The sequence below is a fragment of the Saccharothrix australiensis genome (assembly GCF_003634935.1).
Taxonomy (GTDB): Bacteria; Actinomycetota; Actinomycetes; order Mycobacteriales; family Pseudonocardiaceae; genus Actinosynnema; species Actinosynnema australiense.
This window is the reverse complement of sequence record NZ_RBXO01000001.1, coordinates 5,784,820-5,811,677: the sequence shown is the minus strand read 5'-3', so window position 1 is coordinate 5,811,677 and position 26,858 is coordinate 5,784,820. Positions and strand designations below refer to the sequence as shown.

The window sequence follows — 26,858 nt, the reverse complement described above, 5'->3', positions numbered from 1 at the left end:
TTCCAACCGCCACCGGCCGCCACAGCCGCCACAGCCACCGCGTGCCGACCAGCGCCGTGCCGACCGCCCCGCCCGCCGCTCCGGGCCACGTGCCGCCCCTGCCCCCGCAGTCCGCCGCACCGCGCCTGCGCCGATCGCACCGGCCGCGCCCGCCACGCGCCACCGCCGACCGGTCCGGTCCCGTCCGTGCACTTCGGACGGTCGGGACCGGGGCCGGCCACCGCCGCCCGCACATCGGGCTTCCAGTCAGTGGAAGCGGTCATTGTCCGGCCCGGTGATCGTCTCTAGGTTCGCACCACCCCGGTGGCCGCCGTCGTGCCGTCCGGGGCCAACCGGTCGGAACGAGTCCCCCGGCGGACGAACAGGAGGGCGCGGTGCCACTGGACACCACCACGCCGCAGTACCGGCGTGACGACGCGGGGTCGCAGCCACCCCTGGCCTGGCCGGACTACCGGTCGAACCTGCTGCGGCACCCGCACCGGCCGCTGACGCTGCTCCCGCAGCGGCTCGGCGAGATCACCGGCCCGCTGCTCGGCGAGGGCCGGGTCGGGCCGCACGACAACGACCTCACGGCAGGTCACGACGGCGAGCCGCAGGGCCAGCGGATCATCGTGTCCGGTCGCGTGCTCGACGGCGACGGGCGCCCGGTCGCGGGCACGCTGCTGGAGGTGTGGCAGGCCAACGCGGGCGGTCGGTACCGGCACGACGGCGACCGGCACCCCGCGCCGCTGGACCCGAACTTCACCGGTGTCGGCCGCACCATCACCGACGCCGACGGCCGGTACTCGTTCACCACGATCCAGCCCGGCGCGTACCCGTGGCGCAACCACGACAACGCGTGGCGGCCCGCGCACATCCACTTCTCGCTGTTCGGCACCGCGTTCACGCAGCGGCTGATCACGCAGATGTACTTCCCCGGCGACCCGCTGTTCTTCCAGGACCCGATCTTCAACTCGGTGCGCGACCCGAAGGCGCGCGAGGCCATGATCGCCCGGTTCGACCTGGACAGCACCGTGCCCGAGTGGACGCTGGGCTACCAGTGGGACATCGTGCTGCGAGGCAAGAACCCCACGCCGCTGGAGGACGAGGACGACGACGATGACTGAGCCGACCGCCACCCCGCCGACCGCCACCCCGGCCGCGCACGCCACCCCGCCGCTGCTCACCACGCCGTCGCAGACCGTCGGCCCGTTCTTCGGCATCGGCCTCCCCTGGGAGGACGGCCCGCTCGTGGTGCCCGAGCACACCCCCGGCGCGTTCCGGGTCGAGGGCTACGTGCTCGACGGCAACGGCGACCCGGTGCCGGACGCCGTCGTGGAGACCTGGCAGGCCGACCCCGACGGCCGGTTCGACCACCCGGACGACCCGCGCGGAGCGGTGCGCTGGAAGGACTTCCGCGGGTTCGGCCGCTGCCCCACCGACGTCGAGGGCCGCTACGGTGTGCTGACCGTCAAGCCCGGTTCGCTGCCGACCCCCGACGGCGGGTTCGAGGCGCCCCACCTCAACGTGTCGGTGTTCTGCCGGGGGATGCTGGTGCGGCTGGTGACGCGCCTGTACTTCCCCGACGAGGAGGCCAACGCGCACGACCCCGTGCTGAACTCGATCGACGACCCGGCCGCCCGGAGCACGCTCGTCGCCAAGAGCGCGCCGTTCGGCTACCACTTCGACATCTGCCTGCAAGGGGAGCATGAAACCGTCTTCTTCGACGTCTGAGCTGTTCGGACCGCTGTTCACCGACCCCGACGTGGAAGCCGAGATCTCGGACCAGGCGTGGGTGCGGGCGATGCTGGACTTCGAACGCGCGCTCGCGATCGTCCAGGCACGGGCCGGCCTGGTCACCGAGGACGCGGCCCGGATGGTGGTGACCGCGATCGACGTCGGCCACTACGACCCGGCCGCGCTCGGCGAGGGCGCGCTCACCTCCGGCACCCCCGTGGTGCCGCTGGTGCGGGCGATCGGCGCGCACGTCACCGCCGAGGGCCGGTCCGCCGTGCACAACGGGGCCACCAGCCAGGACGTGCTGGACACGGCGATGTCGCTGGTCGCGCACCGCGCGCTGGGCCCGCTGCTGGCGGGGCTGCGCGGTGTCGCGGACGAGTGCGAGCGGTTGGCGCGGCAGCACCGGGGAACGCTGATCACCGGGCGGACGCTGGGCCAGCACGCGCTGCCGACGACGTTCGGGCTCAAGTGCGCCGGCTGGCTGGTGGCGGTGGACGAGGTGGTGGACGCGCTGGAGCGCGTGCGGACCGACCGGCTCGCCGTGCAGTTCGGCGGCGCGGTGGGCACGCTGGCGGCGGTCGCCGACCCCGGCCTGACCGACCAGCTCGCCGCGGAGCTGGGGCTGGCCGCGCCGCTGGTCCCGTGGCACACCGACCGGACGCGGATCGCCGAGCTGGCCGGCGCGCTCGGCGCGGCGGCCGGGGTGCTGGCCAAGGTCGCGCAGGACGTGGTGCTGCTGGCGCAGACCGAGGTGGCCGAGGTCGCCGAGGGCGAGGGCGGCACGTCGTCGACCATGCCGCACAAGCACAACCCGGTGCGGGCGGTGCTGGTGGCGGCGGGCGCGAAACGGGTGCCGGGCCTGGTGTCGACGGTGCTGGCGGCGATGGCGCAGGAGCACGAGCGCGCGGTCGGCGCGTGGCACAGCGAGTGGCAGTCGGTGACCGAGCTGCTGCGGCTGGTCGGCGGCGCGGCGCACGGCCTGTGCGAGCTGCTGTCGCGGCTGCGGGTCGACGCGGAGCGGATGCGGCGCAACCTGGAGCTGACCGGCGGGCTGCTGATGGCGGAGCGCGTGGCCGGCCGGCTGGCCGCGCGGGTCGGCCGCGCCGAGGCGCAGGAACTGGTCGCCGAGGTGTGCCGGAGCGCGGCGCTGTCCGGGCGTCCGCTGCGCGCCGCGCTGCTGGCGGACCTGCGGATCGACCTGTCGGAAGCGGAGATCGACGAGGCGCTCGACCCGGCGGGGTACACCGGGAGCGCGGGCGAGTTCGTGGACCGGGCGCTCGCGGCGCACCGGGGGAGGGCCGGGCGGTGAGGCTGCACTACGAGTTGAGCGGACCGGAGGGCGCGCCGGTCGTCGTGCTCGGCAACTCGCTGGGCACGACGACGGCCCTGTGGGAGCCGCAGGTGGCGGAGCTGCGGCAGCGGTTCCGCGTGCTGCGCTACGACCACCGCGGCCACGGCGGCAGCCCGGCCGCGCCCGGTCCGTACCGGATCGACGACCTCGGCGACGACGTGCTGGAACTGCTGGACGCCCTCGGCCTCGACCGCGTGTCGTACTGCGGCGTGTCGATGGGCGCGATGGTCGGGATGTGGCTGGCCGGCCACGCGCCCGAGCGCGTCGAGCGGCTCGTGCTGTGCTGCACCACCGCCGCGTACCCGGACGGGCGGCCGTGGCTGGAGCGCGCGGCGGCGGTGCGGCGGTCCGGCACGGGCTCGATCGCGGCGCAGGTCGTGAGCCGCTGGTTCACACCCGCCCTGCGGTCGCGGTCGCCGGAGACGGTCGCGGCGTTCGAGGCGATGCTGTCCGGTGTGGACGACGAGGGCTACGCGGGGTGCTGCGAGGCGCTGTCGTCCCTCGACCTGCGGTCCGTGCTGCCCGCGATCGAGGCGCCGACGGCCGTGGTGGCGGGCGCGCTGGACGAGGCGACCCCGACCGCGTGCCTGCGCGACATCGCCGAGGCCATCCCGAAGGCCGAGCTGTTCGTGGTCGAGGCCGCCCACCTGGCCAACGTCGAGGCGGCCGACACCGTGGCCGAGATCCTGCGGAGGCACCTGTGACGAGCGGTTACGACGAGGGCATGCGGGTTCGCCGCGAGGTCCTGGGCGACGAGCACGTGGACCGGGCCGTGGCGCGGACCGACGGGTTCACCGCCGACTTCCAGGAGCTGATCACGCGCTACGCGTGGGGCTCGATCTGGACGCGGCCCGGCCTGGACCGGCGGACGCGGTCGTGCGTGACGCTGGCGATGCTCGCGACCCTGGGCCACGACGGCGAGCTGGCGATGCACGTGCGGGCCGCGCTGCGCAACGGCCTGAGCCGGGACGAGATCAAGGAGGTGCTGCTCCAGGTCGCGGTCTACGCGGGTGTCCCGGCGGCGAACCGGGCGTTCGCGATCGCCCAGCCGATCCTGGCGGAGCCCGACGCGACCGGGTGAGCGGGCGGTGCCCGGCGCACCGGGCAAGGTGCGCGCACGGATCCGGCGGACGCGCGGCACCCCCGCGCGGGCGGGGGTGCCGGGCCGGTCTTCGGCATCGGGTTCCGGCGAGGCCGCCGCCCCGTCACCACGTCGGGTGCGCGCCCACCCCGCCGTCGACCACCAGGTCGTGGCCGGTGATCCACGAGGCCACCGGGGACGCCAGGAACACGCACGCGTCGCCCACGTCGTCCGGCGTGCCGAGCCTGCCCAGCGGCGCGGCGGCCCGCCACCGCGCCACGCCCTCCGGCCAGGCTTCCGCCAGGCCCGGCCGGTCCACCAGGCCCGGTGACACGGTGTTCACCCGGATGCCGTGCCGCCCGTACTCCAGCGCCGCCGACCGCGCGAACATGATCAGAGCCGCCTTCGACGCGCTGTAGTGCGCGTGCCCGTGCGCGGGCCGGCTGCCCTCGATCGACGCGATGTGCGTGACCGAACCGCCGGTCGACCGCATCACCTCGGCGGCGGCCCTGGTGCAGGAGAACGCGGCGAGCACGTTCGCGTCCACCACCTCGCGCCAGTCGGCGGCGGTCAGCTCGGCCAGGTCCCGCACCGGCTGCACCCCGGCGCAGTTCACCACCGCGTCCAGCCGACCGCGCCACGCCGCCGCCTCGCGCACCACTCGGGAGCACTCGCCCTCGTCGGTCAGGTCGCCCCGCACCACCAGCCCGGCGCCCTCGACCTCGCCCCGGAACGCGTGGCCGACCACGGCGGCGCCGGCGCGGGCGAACCGCCGCGCGACACCGGCGCCGATGCCACCGCTCGCCCCGGTCACGAGCGCGACGGTGCCCGTGAGGTCCACGGCTACACCGGGCCCATCGGGACGTGGGGACCGGCGGGCGGCTCGACCCGGATCCCGTCGCCCGGCCGCACGTCGCCGCTGACCACCACGACCGACATGATCCCGGCCCTGCGCACCACGTTCCCCTCGTCGTCCCGCCCGACGACGTGCTTGAGCAGCCCGTCCTGGTAGGCGTCGATCTGCGGGCACGGGTTGCGCAGCCCGGTCACCTCCACGACCGCCTCCGCGCCCAGCCGCAGCAGGGTCCCGGCCGACAGCCCGAGCAGGTCGACGCCGCGCGTGGTGATGTTCTCCCCGAGCCCGCCGGGGGTGACGGAGAAGCCCAGGGCGTTCAGCTCGTCGTGCAGTTCGGCGTGCATCAGGTGCACCTGGCGCAGGTTCGGCCGCGTCGGGTCGCGGCGCACGCGCGAACGGTGCTTCACCAGTTCGCCCGCGTGCGCGTCGCCCTCGACGCCGAGGCCGGCGAGGAGCCGGACGACGCCCGCGTTCGGCTTGGTGAAGGTGTACTCGGCGCTCCGGCTCACGGCCTCCACGATGCCCATGACCTCGACCCTACCCAGGTCTTTTCCCTCCCCGGCGGGAATCGGGGCACGACCGCCCGCGCACCGGTAAGACTTCGGCCGGTCGCGGCGATGAACCGGGTGTACCACCCCGCGAACGACGGTGAAGATCATGGACGACGAGTTGACCCACCGGGCCCGCGCCCTGCTCCGCGCGGTGGCGGCCGGCCGCGCCGAGGTGACCCGCAGCCGGGAACCGGACCTGCGCGTGGACGGGCTGCTGTGCAGCGACCAGATGACCGCCCGCCTCCTGGCGCACGCCGGGCTGCTCCGACCGGCGCGGCACGACGGCGACGGCCTGTGGGCGCCCGCCGAGCTGACGCCCGCCGGCCGCGCGGTCCTCGCCTGAAGGGTCGCGATTCCACCCCGCGCCGCTGCGCCGTTCGAGTGGTTTCCACGCAGGCGCGCCACGGCGGAGGCCGGTGCCGCAGCCGGTTCCAGTGCCACACCCACCCGGTGAAAGTGCCACGGCTGCCTGCCTCGGGCCGGTGACGCGGACGTCCGGACGGCGTGGTGCTCGCCGTTCCGCAGCACCGGATCGCGCCGCGTCCCGGCCTGGTGGGGCCCCGTTCCCACGGGCACGCCGGGCGCGCGGACCGACACCGCCGGTGGCGGGACCGGCCATGACCGGTTCGGCGCGGCAAGCGCCTTCCTCTCCTCGCCGGCCGTGGCTAGCCTGGATCGAAAGAGGTCTGGATCACTCCCGCCGGCATCGTACTTAGGTTAGGGTAACCGAAGTTCGATCACGCCCTGTTGTCGCACCGATGGGACGGACATGCCACAGCCACCTGTCTTCGACCTCCTCGGCGTCGGCTTCGGACCATCGAACCTCGCGATGGCGATCGCGGTCACCGAGCACAACGCCGCTGCCCGCCCCGAAGACGTGGTGACCACCCACTTCCTGGAGCGGCAGCCCCGATTCGGCTGGCACCGCGGCATGTTGCTCGACGACGCCACCATGCAGGTCTCCTTCCTCAAGGACCTGGTGACGCTGCGCAACCCCACCAGCACCTTCAGCTTCCTGAACTACCTGCACGGCCGGGGCCGGCTGGTCGACTTCATCAACCACAAGAACCTCTTCCCGCTGCGCGTGGAGTTCCACGACTACTTCGAGTGGGCCGCCGAGCAGGTCGACGACCTGGTGTCCTACGGCCACGAGGTGGTCGGCGTGCGCCCGGTGTTCGAGGGCGACGCGGTGACCCACTTCGACGTGTCGTCGCGCGCGTCCACCGGGGAGGTCGAGGTGCGGCGGGCGCGCAACCTGGTCGTGGCCACGGGCCTGCGGGCCCGGCTGCCCGACGGCGTCGCGCAGTCGGACCGCGTGTGGCACAACAGCGACTTCCTCCAGCGCGTCGGAAGCCTGGAGAACCCAGCGCGGCTGGTGGTCGTCGGCGCGGGCCAGAGCGGCGCGGAGGTGACCGCGTTCCTGCACGAGCGGTTCCGCGACGCCGAGGTGTGCGCGGTGTTCGCGCGGTACGGCTACAGCCCGGCCGACGACAGCTCGTTCGCGAACCGGATCTTCGACCCGGAGGCGGTCGACGACTTCTACGCCGCGCCCGAGCCGGTCAAGCGGCAGCTCATGGACTACCACGGCAACACCAACTACGCGGTGGTGGACAACGACCTCATCGCCGAGCTGTACCGGCGGGTGTACCGGGAGAAGGTCCTCGGCACGACGCGGCTCCGGCTGTTCAACACGTCCTGCGTGACGGACCTGGCGGACGGTCCGGACGGCGTGCGGGTGACCGTCGAGTCGCTGGCCACCGGCGCGCGGACGGTCCTGGACGCGGACGCGATCGTCTACGCCACCGGCTACCACGAGGCCGATCCGACGCCGCTGCTCGGCGAGCTGTCCGCCCGGTGCCCGCGCGACGAGCGCGGTCGCCTGCGCGTCGGCCGCGACTACCGGCTGGAGACCGACGACGACGTGGTGGGCGGCATCTACCTCCAGGGCGGCACCGAGCACACGCACGGCATCTCCTCGTCGTTGCTGTCCAACACCTCCGTGCGGGTGGGCGAAATCCTCCAGTCGGTGCTCGGGCGGCGCGAACCCTCGTTGCCGGCGCAGCCCGCGTACGCGATCAGCGCCTCCCACCCGGGGTAGCACGCCAGGGTGCTCGTCCACAGTGGACCGCTGCTCGGTGGCGCGCCCGACGCGCGCCGGGCACGACCGGGAGTCCCGACGACCGGGCCGCTCGGCCGGGAAGCCGGCGGCCGGACCGCTCGACCGGAAGAACCGATGACCGACCCGCTCGACCGGAGGACCCGATGACCAACCCGTTCGACGACACCGAAGGCCGGTTCCACGTGCTGGTCAACGACGAGGGGCAGCACTCGCTGTGGCCGTCCTTCGCCGAGATCCCCGCCGGCTGGCGGGCGGTGTTCGGCCCCGGCGCGCGCGAGGCCGCCGTGGCCTACGTGGAGGAGCACTGGACCGACCTGCGCCCGCTGAGCGTGCGCGACTGAGACCGGCCGAGGGCGCGGCGGTTCCGCGGTCCGCCTCCACTTCGATCATCCATTCGGTTAGCCTTGCCTAAACAACAGGAGGCGCGGGACGGGACGTCGGCGGGAGGCGGCCCTCGTCCCGGCCCGGACGGCCCCGGACCGCCTGGTCGCGTCCGGCGTCGCCCGGGTGCGGTCGGAGCCGCGTGGCGCACCGACCGAACGAGTGGAAAAGGGGAGCGGGCGATGACGACCCGACTGCACGCCGAGGACCTGACGCTGGCCTACGACGAGCGGGTGGTCGCCGCGGGGCTGGACGTGGCGGTCCCGGACGGGTCGTTCACGGTCATCGTGGGCCCCAACGCGTGCGGCAAGTCGACCTTGCTCAAGGCGCTGGCGCGGATGCTGAAGCCGCGCTCGGGCGCGGTGTACCTCGACGGCGAGGCGATCTCGTCCTACCGCTCCAAGGAGGTCGCGCGGCGGCTCGGCCTGCTGGCCCAGTCGTCCATCGCGCCCGGCGGCATCACGGTCGGCGAGCTGGTCGCCCGCGGCCGGTACCCGCACCAGCGGCTGCTGCGGCAGTGGTCCCTGGAGGACGAGGAGGCCACCGCGCGGGCCATGCGCCTGACCAACGTGCAGGACCTCGCGGGCCGGGTGGTCGACGAGCTGTCCGGCGGGCAGCGGCAGCGCGTGTGGCTGGCCCTGGTGCTCGCCCAGCAGACGTCGATCCTGCTGCTGGACGAGCCGACCACGTTCCTCGACATCGCGCACCAGATCGAGGTGCTGGACCTGTGCGCCGAGCTGCACGAGGACGGGCACACGCTGGTCGCGGTGCTGCACGACCTGAACCAGGCGTGCCGCTACGCCACCCACCTCATCGCCATGAAGCCGGGCGAGGGCATCGTCGCGCAGGGCCGCCCCGCCGACATCGTGACGGCGGAACTGGTCGAGGACGTGTTCGGCCTGCCGTGCCGGGTGATCGCCGACCCCGAGACGGACACGCCGCTCGTCGTGCCCCTGCGGCGGCAGCGGGTCGCGGTGGGGTCCGCGAGCCGCGTCGGCTGAACCGCGTCCGCCCGCAGGGTACCGCGCGGGCGACTCCCGTGATACAAATAAGGGTTAATTCATCCTTAATCGGATGGCGATATCCCGAATCAGTGTATCACAGGGGGCAAGCGTGGCAACAGGGGAATTGTCCACGGAACAGCAGCGGATTTCTTCCCTCTACGACCGGCTCGATCGGGAGAGGGCCGCCGCGAAAGCGGCCCTCGACGCCGCCCTGCGCGACCCGCACGAGCGGCGGGTGCACCGCGAAGTGGCCGTGCGGACGTGGTCCGAGCAGCTCGGCAGGCTGAAGGTGGCGGAGGAGGGCCTGTGCTTCGGCCGCACCGACCACACCGACGGCAGCCGTCGGTACATCGGCCGGATCGGGTTGTCCGACCCCGCCGACGACTACCGGCCGCTGCTCACCGACTGGCGGGCGCCGGTCGCCCGGCCGTTCTACACGGCGACCGGCGCGCACCCGGAGGGGCTCACCCGGCGGCGGCACTTCCGCACCCGCGGCCGGCGGCTGGAGGGCTTCCACGACGACGAGCTGGGACTGGCCGACGCCGCGCTGCGGGAGGCGCTGGACGCGCCGCGCGGCGGGACGATGCGCGACATCGTCGCGACCATCCAGGCCGAGCAGGACGAGGTGATCCGGCTCGACCACCGCGGCGTGCTGGTGGTGGAGGGCGGTCCCGGCACCGGCAAGACCGCCGTCGCCCTGCACCGCGTCGCCTACCTGCTCTACACGCGGCGGGAACGCCTGGCGCGGCAGGGCGTCCTCGTCGTCGGGCCCAACGCGGGCTTCCTGCGCTACATCGGGGACGTCCTGCCGTCGCTGGGCGAGACCGACGTCGTGTTCGCGGCACCCGGCGAGCTGTTCCCCGGCGTCCGCGCCGTCCGGGAGGACACGCTGGAACTGCGGGGCCTCAAGGGCGGCCTGGCCGCGGTGGACCTGCTCCGCGAGGCCGTCGCGGACCGCCAGGAGCTGCCGGAACGCCCGATCCCGGTCGAACTGGAGGACGTCACCGTGCACGTCGACGCGTCGGCGGCCCTGTACGCGCGCGACCGGGCGCGGGCCAGTGGGCTGCGGCACAACGAGGCCCGGCAGGTGTTCCACGACGCCCTGGCGGACGCGCTCGTCGAGCCCGCCCTCGCGCTGATCGGGCCGGACTGGGCGGAGCTGGCCGACGACGTGCGGCGCGAGCTGGGCGACAGCCCCGACCTGCGCCGGGCGGTCGACGCGCTGTGGCCGCCGCTGACCCCGCGCCGGCTGCTGGCCGACCTGTACGAGGGCCGGTGCTTCGCCGTCGGCTACCCCGAGCTGTACCGGGCGGACGGCAGCGCGTGGACCGTCTCCGACGTGCCGCTGCTGGACGAGGCGGCCGAGCTGCTGGGCACGTCCGACGAGGCCGAGCGGGCGGCCGAGCGCGAGCGCGCCGAGCAGGTCGAGTACGCGCGCGGCGTGCTGGAGGTCGTCGACACCGACCCCGAGCTGCACGAGGACGAGCTGCGCGCCGTGGACCTGGTCGACGCGGAGTGGCTGGCCGACCGCCACGAGGCCCGCGACCACCGGACCACGGCGGAGCGCGCCGCGGCGGACCGGGAGTGGACCTACGGGCACGTGGTGGTGGACGAGGCGCAGGAGCTGTCCGAGATGGAGTGGCGGGTGCTGATGCGCCGCAGCCCGAACCGCTCCATGACCGTCGTCGGCGACCTGGCCCAGCGCCAGGCGGAAGCAGGCGCCCGCTCGTGGGATGCGGTGCTGTCGCCCTACGTGGGCGACCGGTGGGTCCACCGGCGGCTGACCGTCAACTACCGGACGCCCGCGGCCGTCATGGACTACGCGGCGTCGTCGTTGGCGCTGGTCGACCCGTCGGCGGAGCAACCCGTCTCGGTGCGGCGGGGCGAGTCGCCGGTGGAGATGGAGGTGGACGACCTGGCGGTGGTGTGGCGGCTGTGCGCGGAGTCGGGCACGTTCGCGGTGATCGGCGTCGACGGCGGGCTGTCGCCGCGGGAGGCGAAGGGGCTGGAGTTCGACACCGTGGTCGTGGTGGAGCCGGAGCGGATGACGGCGGCGGAGCGCTACGTCGCCTTCACCCGCGCCACGCAGCGGCTGGTGGTGGTGCGGCTCAAGCGCTGAGGCCGCGCGTGGCGCCCGGCGCCCGGTCCGGCCGCACGGTCCGGACCGGGTCCGCGCCGGCCGGCCTGCGGTCCGGACCGGGGTTCGCGGTCCGGTCCGGGTGGGATCACGGTTCGAGGCCGGGCAGCACCTCGGCCCCGAACAGCCGGATCGTGTCCAGCACGGCCGAGTGCGGCAGACCACCGATGTCGACCATCACCAGCTGCGCGTCGAGCCCGAGGAGCTTGCCCAGCGCGTTGAGCCGGTCGGTGACCTCCGCCGGGTCGCCGCACACGGCCGCGCCCTCCATCAGGGCCGCCACGTCCACGTCGCCGTCACCCCGCCAGCGGTCGGCGAAGCGCGCGTACGCCGCCAGGTGCGGTCGCCACGTCTCCCGCGCCGCCGACGCCGTCGGCGCGACGAACACGTGGCTGGGCAGGGCCACCCGACCGCCGCCGCCCATCGCGGCGCGGTAGCGCCCCACGACGGCCCGGTGCGTGTTCGGGTCGCGCAGCGTGCTGGGCAGCATCAGGGGCAGCGCCAGCTCGACCGCCAGGTCGGTCGAGACGGCCGAGCCGCTGCCGATCCACACCGGCGGCCTGGGCCGCTGGAGCGGTCGCGGTCTCGTGGTGACGTCGACCAGCGGGCTGCGGAAGCGGCCCGTCCACGTCACGTGCGGCTCCTCCAGCAGGCGCAGCAGGAGGCGCAGGTTCTCGTCGAACCGCGCCCGCAGGTCGTCCTGGACGCCGAAGGCCACGTCGGTGCGCTGCGACACGCCGCGGGCGACGATCAGCTCCGTCCGCCCGCCGGACAGGACGTCGAGCATCGCCAGCTCCTCGGCCACCCGGACCGGGTCGTGGTGGGCGAGCAGGGTGACGCCGGTCGAGAGGCGCAGCGTCGACGTGCGCTCCGCGATGGTCGCCAGCAGCAGTTCCGGCGCGCTGACGATGTACCTCGTGAAGTGGTGCTCGCCGATCGCCACCCCGGTGAAGCCCGCCTCCTCGGCGACGACGGCCTGTTCCACGATCGCGCGCAGGCGCTCGGCCTCGCTGACCACGCGGCCCGAGTTCGGCTCCGGCAGGTGGTCGCCGAGGATCAGCAGGTAGACGTCCATCGCGCCATCTTGCCCGGCGCGGTTACGGTGGACCTCGTCGAGGAGTCCGCGGCGGCCTGTCGACCCGCCGCGGCGTCGCGCCGGGGCGTCGCACCGGGGCACCGCGCCGGGGCTCCCGTCGAACCGCCCGAACGGAGTGAGGAGCCGCTGTGGCCGTGACCGTGTCCGACAACGCCGAGGCGTCGCGTTTCGAGGTCTTCCTGGACGGTGAGCGGGCCGGGTTCGCCGAGTACGCGCTGGAACCCGGCCGGATCACGTTCACGCACACCGAGGTGGCCGTCGAGGGCAAGGGGCTGGCGAGCGCGCTGGTCGAGCAGGCGCTGGCCGACGTGCGGGAACGGGGCCTGGTGGTCGTCCCGCGGTGCCCGTTCGTGCGCGGCTACCTGGAGAAGCACCCCGAACTGGCCGAGGTCGCCGACCGCTAGCACCGGCGCACGCGGTCGGGCCGCGCGCCGCCCGACCGCGCCGCCCGACCAGCGCCGCCGGACCGCGCCGCACCGACGGCGGCGGCCCCGCGAACCGCCGGTCAGGTGCGGGGCAGCTTCACGACCGTCACGAAGAAGTCGTCGATCTGCCGCACGACCTCGATGAACCGGTCGAAGTCGACCGGCTTGGTGACGTAGGCGTTCGCGTGCAGGTTGTAGCTGCGCAGGATGTCCTCCTCCGCCTCCGACGTGGTCAGCACGACCACCGGGATGGTGCGCAGGCTCGCGTCCGCCTTGACCTCCGCCAGCACCTCGCGCCCGTCCATCTTCGGCAGGTTCAGGTCGAGCAGGATCAGGCCGGGCCGGGGCGCGTCGGCGTGCCCGCCCTCCCGCCGCAGGAACTCCAGCGCCTCGACACCGTCCCGCACCACGTGGAGCTGGTTGCGGATCTTGTGGTGCTCGAACGCCTCCTGCGTCATCAGCGCGTCGCCCGGATCGTCCTCGACCAGCAGCACGTCGACCACGCTCAGCGAGTCATTCATCGGTTCCCTCGGTGTCCTCGATAGCCGGCAGGGTGAACTTGAAGGTGGTGCCGGCGCCCTCACCGGTGTCCAACCAGATGGTGCCGCCGTGGTATTCGATGATCTTCCGGCACATCGCGAGCCCGATACCCGTGCCGGGGTAGTCGTCCTTGTGGTGCAGCCGCTGGAAGATGACGAAGATCCGCTCAGCGTACTCCGGCTCGATCCCGATGCCGTTGTCACTGACGGTGAAGGTCCAGAACTCGCCGGTCCGCTCGACGTCGACCCGCACCACCGGCGGCTGCTCGCCGTGGAACTTCAGGGCGTTGCTGATCAGGTTGCCGAACACCCCGCCGAGCAGCGACGCCTCGCCCCGCACCGTCGGCAGCTCCGCCACCTCCACGGTCGCGCGGGTCCGCTCGATCACCTCGGAGTAGCTGTCCAGCACCTGCTCGACCGTCTCGTCCAGGTCGACCAGCACGTGCTCGCGGGTGAGCCTGCCCACGCGGGAGAACGCCAGCAGGTCGTTGATCAGCACCTGCATCCGCTTCGCGCCGTCCACGGCGAACCGCAGGTACTGCTCGCCGCGGTCGTCGAGCTGGCCCGAGTAGCGGCGCTCCAGGAGCTGGCAGAAGCTCGCCACCTTGCGCAGCGGCTCCTGGAGGTCGTGCGAGGCGACGTAGGCGAACTGCTCCAGCTCCGAGTTCGACCGGCGCAGCTCCTCCACGTCGTTCAGGATGCGGGTGCGCATCGCGTCCACGTCCTGGCTCAGCATCACCGTCTCGCGCGGCCCGCCGGTCCGCACGGCGTGCTCGAAGTCACCCGAGGACACCCGCCGCACCTCCTCGGTCAGCCCCGCCAGCGGCCGGATCAGGATGCGGTGCAGCACGACCGCCACCCCGGCGATGATGACCACCAGCAGCACGCCCAGGGCGATGACCAGGACGAGCACCTGCGAGGCCACCGCGTCCAGGTCGGTGCGGGCCTTCGCCGACTCGTCGTCCAGCTCGCGCTGGAGCGCGCCGACCGCGCGCCGGACGTTGTCGAACAGCTCCTTGCCCCGCTCGGCGTCGGCCCGGTCCGCCCGCGGCGCGCCCGCCGCCCGCACCTCGGAGATGACGACCTCGGCGTACCCGGCGCGCCAGCCGACGGCGAGGCTGCCGATGTCGTCCAGGTCCTGGACGAGGTCGGGCCGCACCGGCTCGATCGCCGACCGGGCGGTGGCCAGCGCGGCGCGCTCGGCCCGCTGCCCCTCCTGGTACGGGTCGAGGAAGTCGTCGCCCGCGGTGAGCGCGAAGCCGCGCACCCCGTTCTCCTGGTCGATCAGCGCCCGGTCCAGTTCGAGCACGACGCGGCGGGCCGGTCCGACGTTGTCCAGCAGCAGCACGCGGGCCTTGGTGAGGCCGGTCAGCGCCACCGTGACACCACCGATCGCGCCCGCGCACACGATGATGAGGAGCGCCACGGAGGCGATCAGCAGCCGGCTCGCCGACCAGCGGGTGCGGTACTCCATCAGCCCTGGTCCGAGATGAGCAGCGCGGCCATGTCGTCGTCCAACTCGCCCCCGTTGAGTTCCTTGACCTGGGTGATCAGCTCGTCGAGCAGGCCCGCGGGGTGGCTCGCCCAGTCCGGGCGGGTCCGGGTGATCCGGCCGATCAGCTCGATCAGGCGGTCCGAGCCCAGCCGCTCGGTGTCGCCCGCGACGCGGCCCTCGACCAGGCCGTCGGTGTAGAGCAGCAGCGACCAGCCCGGCGGCAGCGGCACGTCCAGGCCGCTCCACGTGCTGTCCGGCAGCACGCCGAGCGGCAGGCCGGCCCGGTCGCGCGGCAGCTCCTCGACGCGGTCGCCGACCAGCAGCATCGGCTCGGGGTGCCCCGCCAGGTAGATGCGCGCCCAGCGGCGGTCCGGCGAGATGGTCACCATGCACGCCGTGGTGAACAGCCCCGGCTGGTGGCGCTCGTGCTCCAGGATCTCGTGCAGCGTGCGCAGCACCCGCGACGGCTCCTGGTCGGCCAGCACCAGCGCCCGCCACGCGATGCGCAGGAACACGCCCAGCGCCGCCTCGTCCGGCCCGTGGCCGCACACGTCGCCGACGATCACCTGGAGGGTGCCGTCGGGGGTGCGCACCGCGTCGTAGAAGTCGCCGCCCAGCAGCATCCGGCTACCGCCCGGCTGGTAGCGGACCTCCAGGCCGAGGCCCTGGCCGTGCAGGATCGGCGACGGCAGCAGGCCGCGCTCCAAGCGCGTCTTCTCCGCGGCGTGCAGCTGCTCGTCGCGGAGCTGCCGCTGCGTCTCCTCGACGTGCTTGCGGCCGACCGCGTACCGGATGCCGCGCACCAGCGCCTGTCCGTCGACCTGGCCCTTGACCAGGTAGTCCTCCGCGCCGGCGGCCACCGCGCGCTCGCCCTGGCGCTCGTCGGTGAGTCCGGTCAGGACGATGATCGCGGCGGGTGAGTGCTCGGCGAGCAGCCTGGTCAGCCCGTCCAGGCCGGTCGTGTCGGGCAGGCCGAGGTCCAGCAGCACGCAGTCCACCTTCGGCACCAGCGGGCGCGCCTCGCGCAGCGTGCGCGCCCGCAGCAGGTCGATGTCCGCGCCGACCTCGTCGAGCAGCGCCTCGACCAGCACCGCGTCGCCCTCGTCGTCCTCGACGAGCAGCACGGTGATGCGGTCCACCGCCGCACGCGTTCCGCTGATCCCGGTCACGGGGAAGGACCCTAGCCGAACGGCGATCACCGCCGGTGGTGGGCGGGTTCGGTGGGTCGCGGCGGGCGCGGTGGGTCGCGCGGGCGAGGATCGGGGGGTGAGCTTCTCCCGGATGGTGGCGATGACCGCGCGGTTGCCCAGGCGCGGCAGGGGTTTCTGGTACTCGGTGGCGATCGACGTGCTGTGGCCGTTGGTCGTGCTGTTCGTCCGGGTGCGGATGGCGGGCGGGGCGAACATCCCCCGTCGGGGTGCGGTGCTGCTGGCGTCCAACCACCTGTCCTTCGCGGACCCGGTGACGCTGACGGCGTTCGCGCTCGCGTCCGGGCGGGTGCCGCGGTACCTGGCGAAGGCGAGCCTGTGGAAGGCGCCGGTGATCGGGTGGGTGATGGCGTCGGGGCGGCACATCCCGGTGGACCGGGGCGGCGTCCGGGGCGGGCAGGCGCTCGGGCCGGCGCGGTCGTCGCTGGAGGAGGGCGAGTGCGTGATCGTCTACCCCGAGGGCACGTTCAGCACCGACCCGGACGGGTGGCCGATGCGCGGCCGGAACGGCGTGGCGCGGCTGGCCCTGGAGACCCGGACGCCGGTCGTGCCGGTGGCGCAGTGGGGCACCCGCGAGCTGCTGCCGCCCGGCCGGTTCGTGCCGCGGCCGTGGACGAAGGTGCACGTGGTGGCGGGCGCGCCGGTCGACCTGTCGGACCTGTACGGGCTGGACCTGACGCGGCAGGTGCTCGACGTGGCCACCGCACGCGTCATGGCCGCGCTCACCGCGCTGCTGGAGGACGTCCGAGGCGTCCCACACCCTGGGAACCGGTGACGCTTTCCGTTGCCGGCGCTAGCGTTTGACGCTCCTTGCCTTCCCGTATCGTGGAGCGTGCGCGATGGCCGAACCACCGAGCCCGAAGCGGCGGATCGACGAGGACTGGCTGGCCGTGGTCGTCGGCCTGGCGCTGTTCGCGCTGGCGCTGGTCGGCGCGATACCGGCGGGGCTGGTGCCGTGATGGCCACCTCGGCGTGGACCCGCCGGCCCCTGGCGCACGCCGCGGCCGGCGTCGCGGTGGTGCTCGCGCTGTCGTGGGTGGCGCGGTACCTGTCGACGGCCGTGCCGGAGGCCACCGAGGGCACCGGGCTGGCGGGCGTCGGCGCGGCGGTCGAGTTCCCGGTGTACGCGATCGCGCTGGGGCTGCTCGGGAACGCGGTGCTCGGCGCGACCGGCCTGCGCGAGCGGCTGTCCGGCGGGTTCCGGACGGAGTTCTTCATCAAGACCGGCCTGGTGCTGCTCGGCGCGTCGATCAACCTGAAGGTGATCGTGTCCGCCGCCGGGCCCGCCGTCGTCCAGTCGGTGGTCCTGATCGGCGTGGTGTTCGGGTTCTCCTGGTGGCTGGGCGGCCGGTTCGGGCTGGACGACCGGCTGCGGGCCCTGCTGTCGGCGGCCGTCGCCATCTGCGGCGTCAGCGCGGCCATCGCGGCGGCGGGCGCGGTGCAGGCCAAGCGGGAGCAGCTGGCCTACAGCGCGGCCCTGGTGATCGCGTTCGCGCTGCCGTCGATCTTCGTCCTGCCGGTGGCCGCGACCGCGCTGGGGCTGGACGCGCGGACCACCGGTGCGTGGCTGGGCGGCAACATCGACACGACGGCGGCGGTGACGGCGGCGGGCGCGCTGGCGGGCGAGGAGTCGCTCCAGATCGCCACGATCGTGAAGGTGACGCAGAACGCGCTGCTCGGCGTGGTCGCGGTGGCGCTGACCGCGTACTTCGCGCTGAGGGTCGAGCGCAAGCCGGTCGGCGTGTCGGCGGGGCGGCAGCTGTGGGAGCGGTTCCCGAAGTTCGTGCTGGGCTTCCTGGTCACGTCGGTCGTCGCGACCGCCTACCTCGCCGCCGTGCCCTCCGGGAAGGCGGCCATCGGCGTCGTGAACGACCTCCGCACGTGGTTCCTGATCCTGGCGTTCGTGAGCATCGGGCTGGAGTTCCGCCTGGGCGCGCTCAAGCAGGCGGGGTGGCGGCCGGTCGGCGTGTTCGCGGCCTCGACGGCGGTGAACCTGCTGGCCGCGCTAGGGCTCGCGGTGCTGCTTTTTTGAACGCTCCCAGTTCAGGTACTGGCCGGTGGCGGTGGACAGGCTGGTGAGCAACCACACCGCCACGCCCGCGTCGTCGGTGATGCCGACGACCGGCAGCAGCTCGGGCAGGATGTCGATCGGCGACACGAGGTAGACCAGCGCGAAGCCCCACTGCGCCAGCCGGGACGCGGGCAGGCCGTACGCCTTGCGCTGCCGCAGCAGGCGGGGCAGCGCCTTCGCCCGGTCCAGCACGGACCCGACCGGCTCGGGCTCGCCCCTGGCGACGCGCCTGCGCTTGCGCCGCGCGACGCCGAGCGCGATCGCGGCGGCGGCCAGGACGAGCAGCGCCACGCCGACCGCGACCGGCGGCAGACCGATCACGTCGGCATCGCGCCACACCAGGGTCGACACCCCGATCGCCGCGAGCATGATGCCGAAGAAGATCACGGCTCATGGTATCGGGTCCCGCTGGTCGGACACCGGATCTCGCGCGGGCGACGCGAACGTGACCGGCCGCGCACCGCGGTGGACCGCCGGCGCTCGGGTCAGCGGCGGCGCTCGGGCCCGGCCGCGTACCAGAGCCCGGCCGCCGCCGCCGCGCACCCCGCGGCCGTCGCGCCCCGCCACAGCGCCTGGTCCGCCAAGGCCAGCACGCCGTTCCACAACGCCACCGCCAGGAACACGGCGGCCAGCGCGACCAGGGGCTTCGACCACTTCTGTCGTGGGGTGCTCCGCTCCTGTCGTGGGGTGCTCCGCGCTCTCATGCCCTGAACAGCGCTCAGCGTGGGCGTGTCGTTACGCGGAGCCATCCGATCGGGTACCCGGCAGCCCACCGGTCACCCCTGGCGACGGCCCCGCCGGCGGTCGACGCGGCCGGGCAGGGGCCGATCGGCTAACCGGGCACGCTCAGGACGGGCTCGTCGTTGAACCCGGCCCAGTGCCCGACGTCGAACCGGTCGGGCCCGGTCGCGCCGCCCAGCGCGACACCCCGCGACCGGACCGCGCGCACGGTCCGCGCCGCCTGCCGGTCCAGCAGCTCGTCGATCTCGTCGCCGCCCAGCCCGTCGATCTCGTCCCAGAACGTCAGCACGCGGTTCACGTACAGCGCCACCAGGTGGTCGCGCGCCGCCGCGAACCGGCCGCCGGACACCGCCACCAGGGCGTCGGCCAGGACGTCCGGCCAGTCCCGCGCGGTCACCCGCAGGCCCCACGGCGCGGTGCGCAGCCCGTCGGCCGACGGGAACAGCAGCCGCACGCCGTCCCGGTGCGCCGCCAGGTACCGCGCCACCGCCGCCGAGACCCGCGCCACCACCGCCGGGTCCTGCCGCACCGCCGCGCCGTCCACCGCCGACCGCGCCGCGGGCGCCACCGGACCCGGCGGTCGCACCCGGTCGGTGCGCAGCACGACGTGGAACAGCGAGTCCAGCACCTGCTGCGGCAGCCGCAGGATCTTCGGGAACGGCGAGTTGTGCAGCTTGCGGCCCAGCGGCACCTCCACCACGCGCACGCGCTCGCGCAGGGCGTTGGCGGTCAGCCACACGTCGATGCCGTACAGGTAGGCGCTGCCCGGCCGCGGCCACGAGGCGGCCAGGTCGAGGAACGCCCGGTTGAACGCGAACTCGCCGCCGATCGGCTGCTGCACGTGCACGCCGAAGACGGCCGCGAGCAGCGGGCTCGCGAGGTGGTTGGTGGTGTTCGCCTCGAACCGGTCGCGCCGGTAGGCGGGCACGGCCAGCACCGGCTCGTCGCCCGCCACGGCGTCCGCGAGCAGGCCGACCCACCCCGGCTCGGCGGACCGCACGTCGGCGTCCAGCAGCAGCACGCGGTCGGCGTCAAGTTCGAGCGCGCGGTCCATGATCGCGAACACGTTGGTGCCCTTGCCGGTGCCGGGGCCGTCCGAGCTAATCACGAGCTTGCGGGAGCGCAGCGGCGCGTCGGCGAACCGCCGCACGGTGTCGTCGGTGCTGCCGTTCTCGGCCAGCACCACCACGTTCGTGCCGTGCGGGAAGGCATGGTGCAGGCCGGCGTCGGCGGCACGCGCCACCGCGCCGACCGTGCTCTCCTCGTCGCGGGCGGGTATGCCGACGACGGTGACTCGACCCCGGCTCGCCGCGGGTCCGGATGCTGGGTGCACGCGATTACGGAAACACGGCGGCCGGGCGGCGGCTCAGCGGGGTCGCGCGCGGGGACCGGTGCGGACCGGCGGCCGGGCGTGCGACCTGCTCCGGACGACGGGCGCGCGCCGGGAGCGGCAGGGTGCGGGCGTCCTGCCCGCGGGGCGGCTCGTACCGTCCGCCGTCCGCCGACCGCGCCCGCTCGAACCGCGCGGGGTCCAGCCGTGCGGCACCGGACGAGGCCGCCGCGCCCGAGCCGGTGCCGACCTCGGCCGGCCCGGCGTCGACCCCGGCCGAACCCGCCTCCCCGGTCGCCACCGCCTGCTCGGCCCCCTTCACCACCTGCCCGGTCCCTGCGCAGCCCGGCGGTGATCGCGACGACCAGCATCAGCTCCAGCCCGACGACGCCCAGCGCGTGCCGGAACGGGCCGCCGTCGATCAGCGGGACGGTGATCCGGGCGAAGCCGAACGGACCGCTCCGGAGCAGGGTGAACGCGACCGCGTGCAGCGCGGCGAGCGCCAGCGCCGGCGTCGCCGGCACCAGGTGGGTGCTGCGCAGGCCGTGCCTGCCGGTGATCCGGTTGGCCCAGCCGGTCGCGATCAGCACGCCCAGCAGGGGGTGGCGCACATGGCGGCGTAGGCCGGCCGCGCCGAGAGCTGCGCGACGTGGCGCACCCCGGCATCGTGGTCGGCGGTCGTCGCCTGCGCGACCGGCGGCGGGGCGCCCTGGCCGATCGGGCCGGTGACCGGCAGCGGGACCTGATCGGGACCGGTCACCTGGGCGACCAGCAGCAGGACCTCGGACAACACGGTGGTACCTCCGGGGTGGCGGGGGAGGGCTCGCGGCCGGCGGGCCGCGCCGGGTCCGCCCGGTGGGCCGTGCGGGAGAGGTCACGACCGCACCGGGCGGAGGTGCGGGACGGTTTCGCGACGGGATCGCCGCGGTGTCGGTGCCCGGCGACCACCACCTCCTCTCACCCGACGCTGTCCGGGGCCGGAGCAGGCGCGGCGCCGCGAGGGTCGCCGCCGCTCCCGCCAGGCACACCAGGAGGACGACCAGCGCGCCGGGACCGCCCGCGCCGCCCGACCGCGCGGTGCCGGGGGGAACCGCGCCGCGCACGGGTCGCGCGCCGGCCGCGACCGGCTCGGCCAAGCCTGCCTCGCCGACCAGGTTGGTGCTCTCCAGCAGGGTCATGTGCTTGAGCACGATCTGGTTGCACACCTGGGCGAACCGGCGGATGGCCTCGTTGCGCGTGGTCGCGCGGACCGCGCCGATGACCGGGAAGATCGCGCCGCGCGCCGCGCGCGGGCGGTTGGCGAACGAGTCGTCGAACGCCGCGCCGGTGCGCGACCGCATCTCGGCCATCCACGACCGCTGGTCGGCGTTGGCCTCGTCGGGCAGCGGCACGCCGAGCCGCGCGGCCGGCCGCACCACGCGTTCGTCCAGGAAGCGGTGGTCGCCGGCCGGCCGCGCGCCGACGTCCCGCACGCGCCGACTGGCCGCGCGGGTCTTCGCCTCCTCGCCCATCGGCATCTCCCACAGGCCCGCGAGCCGCACCTTGACCAGGAGGTCCCGGTCCGACGCGGTGATCGGGCCGAGCGGGGTCTGCTCGACCGGGCCCGCGTCGACGGGGTCGTCGGCGCGGGCCGGTGGCGCGGAGAGGGCGGAGAGCGCGAACAGCAGCACCGGCACCAACGCGGCGACGCGCCGGAAGCGCTTGGCCGACACGGGAAAGCCCCTCAGGAGCCGGACCCGGTCGCCGCGCCCGCCTCGGCCTGGGCCTTCCGCCCCTCGGGCGTCACGGCGAACCAGGTGCCGCCCTTGCCCTGACCGGCCGGCTCGCCGGGCTGCCGGTCGCCCGTGAACCGGTACAGCGGCCACCCGGCGAGCGTGACCTGCCTGCCGCCGTCCGCGCGGGCCACCGACCCGACCAGCGTCGGGTCCACACCGGACGTCATGGTGTGCGCGCCGACCAGCACCGGCAACCACGTCTTCGCGCACTCACCGTCGCAAGTGGACTTCGGCGGCGTCGCGGTGTCCTGGTCGGAGCGGTAGAGGGCGAAGCCGCCCGCGTCCGCGACGAACCAGCCGACCAGCTCCGACTCGGTGGCGGACAGCATCTGGTGCGGTTCCGCGCCCGATCCGGGGCCCTGCCGGAAGGTCGTCGTGCCGGGCTCGCCGTCCGCGCCGTCCTGGCCGCCCGCGGCGTCCCCGCCGGTCGCGCCGCACGCGCCGATCAGCGACAGCGCCGCGACGAGCAGCGGGTACCGGTGGTGGCGTCGACCTCGCATCGTTGGTCCTTTCTCCTGCCAGCGGGTGCCGCCGAAGGGCTCAGCGACCGGGTGGCCCGATCCGGCCGAGCGGCGGATACCGGGAAGTACGGACACGATGCGGTGACGGTTCACGAACGAATCGGGTTCTTTTTCTCCTGGCAAACCCTCGACGGCGCACCCGTCCGCGCGCTTGGATGCACGGCGTGGCGCGGCACAGACGCAACACTCAACCCCGAAGAGACCAATCTCGGCCGGGGACCAGCCTGGAAGACGAACTGATCCGCAGGCTCTACCAGGAGTTCGGCAACGCGCTGCTCGGGCACGCCATGCGACTCACCGGCAGTGACCGGCAGTGGGCAGAGGACATCGTGCAGGAGACGCTGGTGCGGGCGTGGCGCAACGCCGAGAAGCTGGAGCGCGACCCGGTCCTGCTGCGCTCGTGGTTGTTCACCGTCGCCCGCCGACTGGTGATCGACGACCGCCGCAAGCGCAGCGCCCGACCGAGGGAGTCGGAGTTGACGCCGTCCGACGAGGCCCCGGTGCGGGACGAGGCGGACCGCACCCTCGCGGCCATCGTGGTGGCGGAGGCGATGAACGGACTGACGGAGGAGCACCGGGAGGCTATTCTCGAGACCTACCTGAGAGATCGGACCGTGGGCGAAGCGGCGGCGGTGCTCGGGGTGCCCGCGGGCACCGTCAAGTCGAGGGTCTACTACGCACTCCGCGCCCTGCGGCGGGCGTTGCAGGATCGGGGCTGACACCGGTGACTCCGCGGCCGGACCACGTCGACGTGGCGGCGTACGTGCTCGGCATCCTGGACGAGGACGAGGTGGACGCCTTCGAGAACCACCTCGCCCAGTGCCGGCGCTGCGCGTTGGACCTGCGCGACCTGGCCGTGCTGCCCGACCTGCTGGACGAGGCCGACGCGAACGGGATGCTGCGCGGCAACGCCGGCGAACGACCCGACGGCCGCTCGGTGCGCGCGATGCTGGACTCCGTCTCCCGAGAGCGGTCGCGCCGACGCCGCGACACGGCCCTGTTGTCGGCCGTGGCGGCGGTGCTGCTCGTCGCGCTCACCGCGGCCGTGACGGTCAGCCTGACGCCGTCGTCCGACGACGTGCGGGCGGCCCCGACCACCTCGTCGGCGGAAGCGGCACCGGCGGAGGAGTTCCCGACCGAAGAAGACCCGGCGGAAGCGGACTCGACGGAAGTGCCGGGCCCGACCGCGGTGGCGAAGAACGCACCCGAGGCCGCCGGCACCTTCACCCGCACCGACTCCGCCACCGGTGTGCGGGCGAGCGTCACGGCGACGTCCCACCCCTGGGGCACGGCCGTGACGCTGGAGGCCAAGGGCGTCAAGGGCCCGACGCGCTGCGAGCTGGTGGCCAACTCCCGAGCCGGCGAAACGGTGGTGGTGGGCTCATGGCTGGTGGACCCGTCCACTCCGGACGGACCACCGCTACACCTGGACACCTCGGTCGGCATGAGGTGGCAGGACATCGCCGAGTTCTCCGTGCGCGACACCCGGACCAACGCCACCCTCGTCCGCCTGCCCACCGACTGAACACCCCTCCAGCCGGCGCGTCGGCGCCGAGCGGGTCGCTGTCGACGGGCTCGGCGACCACGCGATCCCACGGCTCGAACGCCGACTCGTGCAAGCGCACCACGCCTACACGGCCGGCGCGAGCTTGTACCTCGAACACGGGCGGCAGCGGACCTGACCAGCAGACGCCCCCCGTCCGACCCCAGCTCCGGCCCAGGCCCTGCTTCAGATCCGACGCAGGCCCGACAGCACGCGCTCCATCAGCTCCATCGAGGGACGGCCGTCCCCGCCGGCCCCGCCCTGCTCGTGCACGTCGATCAACGCCAGGTCCGACATGTCGGCGAGCAGGACCCGGACCACGCCCAGCGGGAGCCGCAGGCGCGCCGCCACCTCCGCCACCGAGTGCGGCAGCCGGCACAGGTCGCTGATGATGCGGTGCTCGGCGGTGGAGGTCAACGCGTCGCGCGCCGCCCGCTCGTTCGTCGTCACGATCGTCTCGATCGCGAGCGTCGTGGTCGAGCGTGTCCGCCCGCCGGTCCTGGTATAGGGGCGCACCCGGAAGGTCGACACCACCAGCTCCTCAAGCGGTCGGCTCTTCGCGGCCGAGTGTCGGGTCGGCTGACGACGCCAGACCCTACGGTGGACCGGGCCTCCTGTCTCGGTTTTCCCGCGATCCGGGCGAAGACCCGGCGTGTCCGGCACCGTCCGTGTCGGGTCGCCTGCCATGCGTGTCCAGGGGGGTCGGATGATCGGCTGGGTCGGCCCAGCGCGACAGCCCGGCCGCGACCGGCCCCGCCCCACCGCGACCGGCCCGCGTCCGGTCAGCTCGGCCTGACCGCGGCAGGCAGGGTGAACCGGATCGTCTCCCGCGCCGTCTCGTGCACCTGCACGTCCCACGCGCCCAACGCGGCGATCACCTCCTCCACCAACCGGGGCGGCGCGGAGGCGCCCGCGCTCAGCCCGATCACCCGCACGCCCTCCAACCACTCGTCCCGCAGGTCGGACACGTCGTCGACCAGGTGCGCGGGCGTGCCCTGGCGGCGGGCCAGCTCCACCATCCGCAGCGAGTTGGACGAGTTCGCCGAACCCACCACGAGCACCAGGTCCGCCTCCCGCGCGACCTCGCGCACCGCCTCCTGCCGGTTCGTCGTGGCGTAGCAGATGTCGTCCGATCCCGGTCCGCGCAGGGCGGGGAACCTCTCCCGCAACGCCGCCACGATCACGCTCGTCTCGTCCACCGCGAGCGTCGTCTGCGTCAGGTACGACACCCTGGTCGGGTCGGGCACCTCCAGCGCCGCCACGTCCGCGACCGACTCCACCAGCACGATCCGCTCGGGCGCCTCGCCGAGCGTGCCGTCGACCTCCTCGTGCCCGGCGTGCCCGATCAGCACCACCGTGTCGCCGCGCGCGGCGAACCGGCGCGCCTCGGCGTGCACCTTGGTGACCAGCGGGCAGGTCGCGTCCACCACGTCCAGCCCCCGACGGGCCGCCTCGGCGCGCACGGCGGGCGACACGCCGTGCGCGGAGAACACCACGGTCGCGCCGTCGGGCACGGCGTCCAGCTCGTCGACGAACACCGCGCCACGCCGCTCCAACTCGGCCACGACGTGCGTGTTGTGGACGATCTGCTTGCGGACGTGGATCGGGCCGCCGCGCTGCTCCAGCAGGCGTTCGACGACCTCCACCGCCCGTTCGACGCCGGCGCAGAACGCTCGGGGCGACGCGAGCAGTACTACGGGTAACACCATGCCGGACTCCTGTCGCGGGTGACTCGGCGGTCGCACCGGGAGCGACCCACCAGGGGGACACGGGACGAGAAACAGCAGCAACGGAACAACAGGAACGGGGCGAGCGGGAACGACCGGCTCAGTGGTCCCGGTCGGTGGCGAGCCGGGCGAGGGCGCCCAGCTCCCGCCCCGCGCGCTCGACGGGCTCGGCCGCCCGCAGGTGCGCCAGCGCCTGCTCCAGCAGGTCGTCGGCCCGACCCTGGCTCCACTCGCGCGCGCCGGCCGCGTCGATCAGCTCCGCCGCGTGCGCCAGCTCCGCACCGGACAGCGGGTCCGCGCCGCGGTACAGCGCGTCCAGCTCCCGCCCGGCGGGCGTGCCCGAGGTCAGCGCGGCCACCACGGGCAGGGACTTCTTGCGGTTGCGCAGGTCCGAGTACACCGGCTTGCCGGTCACCGCCGGGTCGCCCCAGATGCCGAGCACGTCGTCGGCGAACTGGAACGCGAGGCCCACGTGCTCGCCGAACAGCCGCAGCCGGTCGACCTGGTCGGCGCGGCCGTCGCCGAACAGCGCGCCCAGCGCGCACGCCGCCCCGATCAGCCCGGCCGTCTTGTTCTCCGCCATCCGCACGCACTCGGCGAGCCGCACGTCCGCGCGCTCCTCGAACGACAGGTCCGCCGCCTGCCCGTCGTGCAGCCGCTGGGTCGCCTCCGACAGCGTCCGGATCGCACCGGCCGCCGTCGGGTGCCCGCTGCCCGCCAGCAGGTCCAGCGCCAGCGTCAGCAGCGCGTCACCGGCCAGGATCGCCGCGTTCACGCCGAACACGCTCCAGGCCGTCGGCCGGTGCCGCCGGGTGGTGTCGCGGTCCATCACGTCGTCGTGCAGCAGCGAGAAGTTGTGCACCAGCTCGACCGCCGCGGCGGCGGGCAGCGCCGCCGTCGCCGTGCCGCCCACCGCCCGCGCGCCGAGCAGCACCAGCGCCGGCCGGAGCGCCTTGCCCGCGTCCGCGCCGGTGGGCTCGCCGTGCTCGTCCCACCACCCGAAGTGGTAGCCCGCGATCACGCGCATCGACTCCGGCAGCCGGTCCACCGCCGTGCGCAGCGCCGGGTCGACGCGGGCGCGGCTCCAGCTCAGCACCTCCCGCGCGGACCGGTGCGCGGGGGTGACGTCCAGGTTGGTCATCGGCTGACTCCTGAGTCGGTGGGGAGCGCCCGGTCGACCGCGCGCAG

At 74.3% G+C, this 26,858-nt stretch carries 30 protein-coding genes and 1 pseudogene; 15 read left to right on the top strand and 16 right to left on the bottom strand.

Annotated features, from left to right (window positions below; translation table 11 throughout):
* Positions 1-374 precede the first annotated feature (374 nt).
* The 5 genes from pcaH to pcaC are packed head-to-tail and all read left to right on the top strand — an operon-like array spanning position 375 to position 4,151.
* Positions 375-1,106 carry a protocatechuate 3,4-dioxygenase subunit beta gene (gene pcaH / locus C8E97_RS24565; protein WP_121007843.1) on the top strand — a complete coding sequence of 244 codons (732 nt, stop codon included), beginning with the start codon at positions 375-377 and terminating at the stop codon, positions 1,104-1,106.
* The gene (pcaG, locus tag C8E97_RS24560) at positions 1,099-1,713 is read left to right on the top strand and encodes a protocatechuate 3,4-dioxygenase subunit alpha (RefSeq protein ID WP_121007842.1); all 615 of its coding nucleotides are present in this window, start codon (positions 1,099-1,101) and stop codon (positions 1,711-1,713) included. The genes pcaH and pcaG overlap by 8 nt, the downstream gene beginning before the upstream one ends.
* Positions 1,688-3,028, top strand: a complete 1,341-nt coding sequence (pcaB, locus tag C8E97_RS24555) for a 3-carboxy-cis,cis-muconate cycloisomerase (RefSeq protein ID WP_121007841.1) — start codon at positions 1,688-1,690, stop codon at positions 3,026-3,028. The genes pcaG and pcaB overlap by 26 nt, the downstream gene beginning before the upstream one ends.
* Complete coding sequence (pcaD, locus tag C8E97_RS24550; RefSeq protein WP_121007840.1) at positions 3,025-3,774, top strand: 3-oxoadipate enol-lactonase; 750 nt, start codon at positions 3,025-3,027, stop codon at positions 3,772-3,774. The genes pcaB and pcaD overlap by 4 nt, the downstream gene beginning before the upstream one ends.
* On the top strand, positions 3,771-4,151 hold the full coding sequence (gene pcaC, locus C8E97_RS24545; RefSeq protein WP_425470582.1) for a 4-carboxymuconolactone decarboxylase: 381 nt from the start codon (positions 3,771-3,773) through the stop codon (positions 4,149-4,151). The genes pcaD and pcaC overlap by 4 nt, the downstream gene beginning before the upstream one ends.
* Before the next feature lie 124 nt (positions 4,152-4,275).
* Here the strand turns inward: pcaC and C8E97_RS24540 are convergent, their stop codons facing one another.
* Both C8E97_RS24540 and C8E97_RS24535 read right to left on the bottom strand, forming a co-directional pair.
* Complete coding sequence (locus tag C8E97_RS24540) at positions 4,276-4,992, bottom strand: SDR family NAD(P)-dependent oxidoreductase (RefSeq protein WP_121007839.1); 717 nt, start codon at positions 4,990-4,992, stop codon at positions 4,276-4,278.
* A gap of 2 nt (positions 4,993-4,994) precedes the next feature.
* The gene (locus C8E97_RS24535; RefSeq protein ID WP_121007838.1) at positions 4,995-5,534 is read right to left on the bottom strand and encodes an MOSC domain-containing protein; all 540 of its coding nucleotides are present in this window, start codon (positions 5,532-5,534) and stop codon (positions 4,995-4,997) included.
* Positions 5,535-5,664: 130 nt separating this feature from the next.
* On the opposite strand from C8E97_RS24535, the gene C8E97_RS24530 reads away from it, so the two are divergent.
* From C8E97_RS24530 to C8E97_RS24510, 5 genes are all read left to right on the top strand, one after another.
* A complete protein-coding gene (locus tag C8E97_RS24530) occupies positions 5,665-5,901 on the top strand; it encodes a hypothetical protein (RefSeq protein ID WP_121012267.1) in 237 nt (78 codons plus the stop codon).
* A gap of 426 nt (positions 5,902-6,327) precedes the next feature.
* Entirely contained in the window at positions 6,328-7,656 is a 1,329-nt protein-coding gene (locus tag C8E97_RS24525) for a lysine N(6)-hydroxylase/L-ornithine N(5)-oxygenase family protein (RefSeq protein WP_121007837.1), read from the top strand.
* Positions 7,657-7,820: 164 nt separating this feature from the next.
* Positions 7,821-8,018 (top strand): MbtH family protein, encoded by a 198-nt coding sequence (locus tag C8E97_RS24520; protein ID WP_121007836.1) that lies wholly within the window; start codon positions 7,821-7,823, stop codon positions 8,016-8,018.
* A 222-nt stretch (positions 8,019-8,240) separates the two neighbouring features.
* Positions 8,241-9,059 (top strand): ABC transporter ATP-binding protein, encoded by an 819-nt coding sequence (locus C8E97_RS24515; RefSeq protein ID WP_121007835.1) that lies wholly within the window; start codon positions 8,241-8,243, stop codon positions 9,057-9,059.
* Between the two features lie 112 nt (positions 9,060-9,171).
* On the top strand, positions 9,172-11,181 hold the full coding sequence (locus C8E97_RS24510) for a HelD family protein (RefSeq protein ID WP_121007834.1): 2,010 nt from the start codon (positions 9,172-9,174) through the stop codon (positions 11,179-11,181).
* A 106-nt stretch (positions 11,182-11,287) separates the two neighbouring features.
* On the opposite strand, the gene C8E97_RS24505 is transcribed toward C8E97_RS24510, so the two are convergent.
* On the bottom strand, positions 11,288-12,274 hold the full coding sequence (locus C8E97_RS24505) for an LLM class flavin-dependent oxidoreductase (RefSeq protein WP_121007833.1): 987 nt from the start codon (positions 12,272-12,274) through the stop codon (positions 11,288-11,290).
* A 149-nt stretch (positions 12,275-12,423) separates the two neighbouring features.
* Here C8E97_RS24505 and C8E97_RS24500 point away from each other — a divergent pair, with 149 nt between their 5' ends.
* Entirely contained in the window at positions 12,424-12,699 is a 276-nt protein-coding gene (locus C8E97_RS24500; RefSeq protein ID WP_121007832.1) for a GNAT family N-acetyltransferase, read from the top strand.
* 101 nt (positions 12,700-12,800) lie between these two features.
* On the opposite strand, the gene C8E97_RS24495 is transcribed toward C8E97_RS24500, so the two are convergent.
* Genes C8E97_RS24495 through C8E97_RS24485 form a run of 3 tightly spaced genes read right to left on the bottom strand, consistent with a single transcriptional unit; the run spans position 12,801 to position 15,923 of the window.
* Positions 12,801-13,241 carry a response regulator gene (locus C8E97_RS24495; protein ID WP_121007831.1) on the bottom strand — a complete coding sequence of 147 codons (441 nt, stop codon included), beginning with the start codon at positions 13,239-13,241 and terminating at the stop codon, positions 12,801-12,803.
* Complete coding sequence (locus C8E97_RS24490) at positions 13,234-14,733, bottom strand: sensor histidine kinase (protein ID WP_121007830.1); 1,500 nt, start codon at positions 14,731-14,733, stop codon at positions 13,234-13,236. Before C8E97_RS24490 ends, C8E97_RS24495 begins: the two co-directional genes overlap by 8 nt.
* Positions 14,733-15,923, bottom strand: a complete 1,191-nt coding sequence (locus C8E97_RS24485) for a PP2C family protein-serine/threonine phosphatase (RefSeq protein WP_121007829.1) — start codon at positions 15,921-15,923, stop codon at positions 14,733-14,735. Before C8E97_RS24485 ends, C8E97_RS24490 begins: the two co-directional genes overlap by 1 nt.
* Before the next feature lie 112 nt (positions 15,924-16,035).
* Between C8E97_RS24485 and C8E97_RS24480 the strand changes: the two genes are divergently transcribed.
* Entirely contained in the window at positions 16,036-16,737 is a 702-nt protein-coding gene (locus tag C8E97_RS24480; protein ID WP_121007828.1) for a lysophospholipid acyltransferase family protein, read from the top strand.
* A 183-nt stretch (positions 16,738-16,920) separates the two neighbouring features.
* Positions 16,921-17,994, top strand: a complete 1,074-nt coding sequence (locus C8E97_RS24475; protein WP_121007827.1) for a YeiH family protein — start codon at positions 16,921-16,923, stop codon at positions 17,992-17,994.
* On the opposite strand, the gene C8E97_RS24470 is transcribed toward C8E97_RS24475, so the two are convergent.
* The 7 genes and pseudogenes from C8E97_RS24470 to C8E97_RS24445 form a co-directional block, all read right to left on the bottom strand.
* Positions 17,968-18,420 (bottom strand): YkvA family protein, encoded by a 453-nt coding sequence (locus C8E97_RS24470; RefSeq protein WP_121007826.1) that lies wholly within the window; start codon positions 18,418-18,420, stop codon positions 17,968-17,970. The genes C8E97_RS24475 and C8E97_RS24470 overlap by 27 nt on opposite strands.
* Before the next feature lie 98 nt (positions 18,421-18,518).
* Positions 18,519-18,737: a hypothetical protein gene (locus tag C8E97_RS34155; protein WP_147455221.1), complete on the bottom strand. Its 219-nt coding sequence runs from the start codon at positions 18,735-18,737 to the stop codon at positions 18,519-18,521.
* Between the two features lie 128 nt (positions 18,738-18,865).
* A complete protein-coding gene (locus C8E97_RS35495; protein WP_121007825.1) occupies positions 18,866-20,107 on the bottom strand; it encodes a glycosyltransferase family protein in 1,242 nt (413 codons plus the stop codon).
* 4 nt (positions 20,108-20,111) lie between these two features.
* Complete coding sequence (locus tag C8E97_RS35490; RefSeq protein WP_121007824.1) at positions 20,112-20,429, bottom strand: hypothetical protein; 318 nt, start codon at positions 20,427-20,429, stop codon at positions 20,112-20,114.
* 258 nt (positions 20,430-20,687) lie between these two features.
* On the bottom strand, positions 20,688-20,897 hold the full coding sequence (locus tag C8E97_RS35485; RefSeq protein ID WP_121007823.1) for a hypothetical protein: 210 nt from the start codon (positions 20,895-20,897) through the stop codon (positions 20,688-20,690).
* A gap of 394 nt (positions 20,898-21,291) precedes the next feature.
* Positions 21,292-21,774 (bottom strand): annotated as a pseudogene (locus C8E97_RS36875) (DUF4142 domain-containing protein); the annotation flags it as partial.
* Between the two features lie 53 nt (positions 21,775-21,827).
* The gene (locus C8E97_RS24445; protein ID WP_121007822.1) at positions 21,828-22,379 is read right to left on the bottom strand and encodes a hypothetical protein; all 552 of its coding nucleotides are present in this window, start codon (positions 22,377-22,379) and stop codon (positions 21,828-21,830) included.
* A 176-nt stretch (positions 22,380-22,555) separates the two neighbouring features.
* Between C8E97_RS24445 and C8E97_RS24440 the strand changes: the two genes are divergently transcribed.
* Both C8E97_RS24440 and C8E97_RS24435 read left to right on the top strand, forming a co-directional pair.
* Positions 22,556-23,119: a sigma-70 family RNA polymerase sigma factor gene (locus C8E97_RS24440; protein ID WP_121007821.1), complete on the top strand. Its 564-nt coding sequence runs from the start codon at positions 22,556-22,558 to the stop codon at positions 23,117-23,119.
* A 5-nt stretch (positions 23,120-23,124) separates the two neighbouring features.
* On the top strand, positions 23,125-23,925 hold the full coding sequence (locus tag C8E97_RS24435; protein ID WP_121007820.1) for an anti-sigma factor family protein: 801 nt from the start codon (positions 23,125-23,127) through the stop codon (positions 23,923-23,925).
* Positions 23,926-24,129: 204 nt separating this feature from the next.
* Here C8E97_RS24435 and C8E97_RS24430 read toward each other — a convergent pair whose 3' ends face one another.
* The 3 genes from C8E97_RS24430 to C8E97_RS24420 form a co-directional block, all read right to left on the bottom strand.
* A complete protein-coding gene (locus C8E97_RS24430; RefSeq protein WP_121012264.1) occupies positions 24,130-24,474 on the bottom strand; it encodes a DUF742 domain-containing protein in 345 nt (114 codons plus the stop codon).
* A gap of 251 nt (positions 24,475-24,725) precedes the next feature.
* Positions 24,726-25,652, bottom strand: a complete 927-nt coding sequence (gene ispH / locus C8E97_RS24425) for a 4-hydroxy-3-methylbut-2-enyl diphosphate reductase (RefSeq protein WP_121007819.1) — start codon at positions 25,650-25,652, stop codon at positions 24,726-24,728.
* A gap of 118 nt (positions 25,653-25,770) precedes the next feature.
* Positions 25,771-26,811: a family 2 encapsulin nanocompartment cargo protein polyprenyl transferase gene (locus C8E97_RS24420; protein ID WP_121007818.1), complete on the bottom strand. Its 1,041-nt coding sequence runs from the start codon at positions 26,809-26,811 to the stop codon at positions 25,771-25,773.
* Between the last annotated feature and the right edge of the window lie 47 nt (positions 26,812-26,858).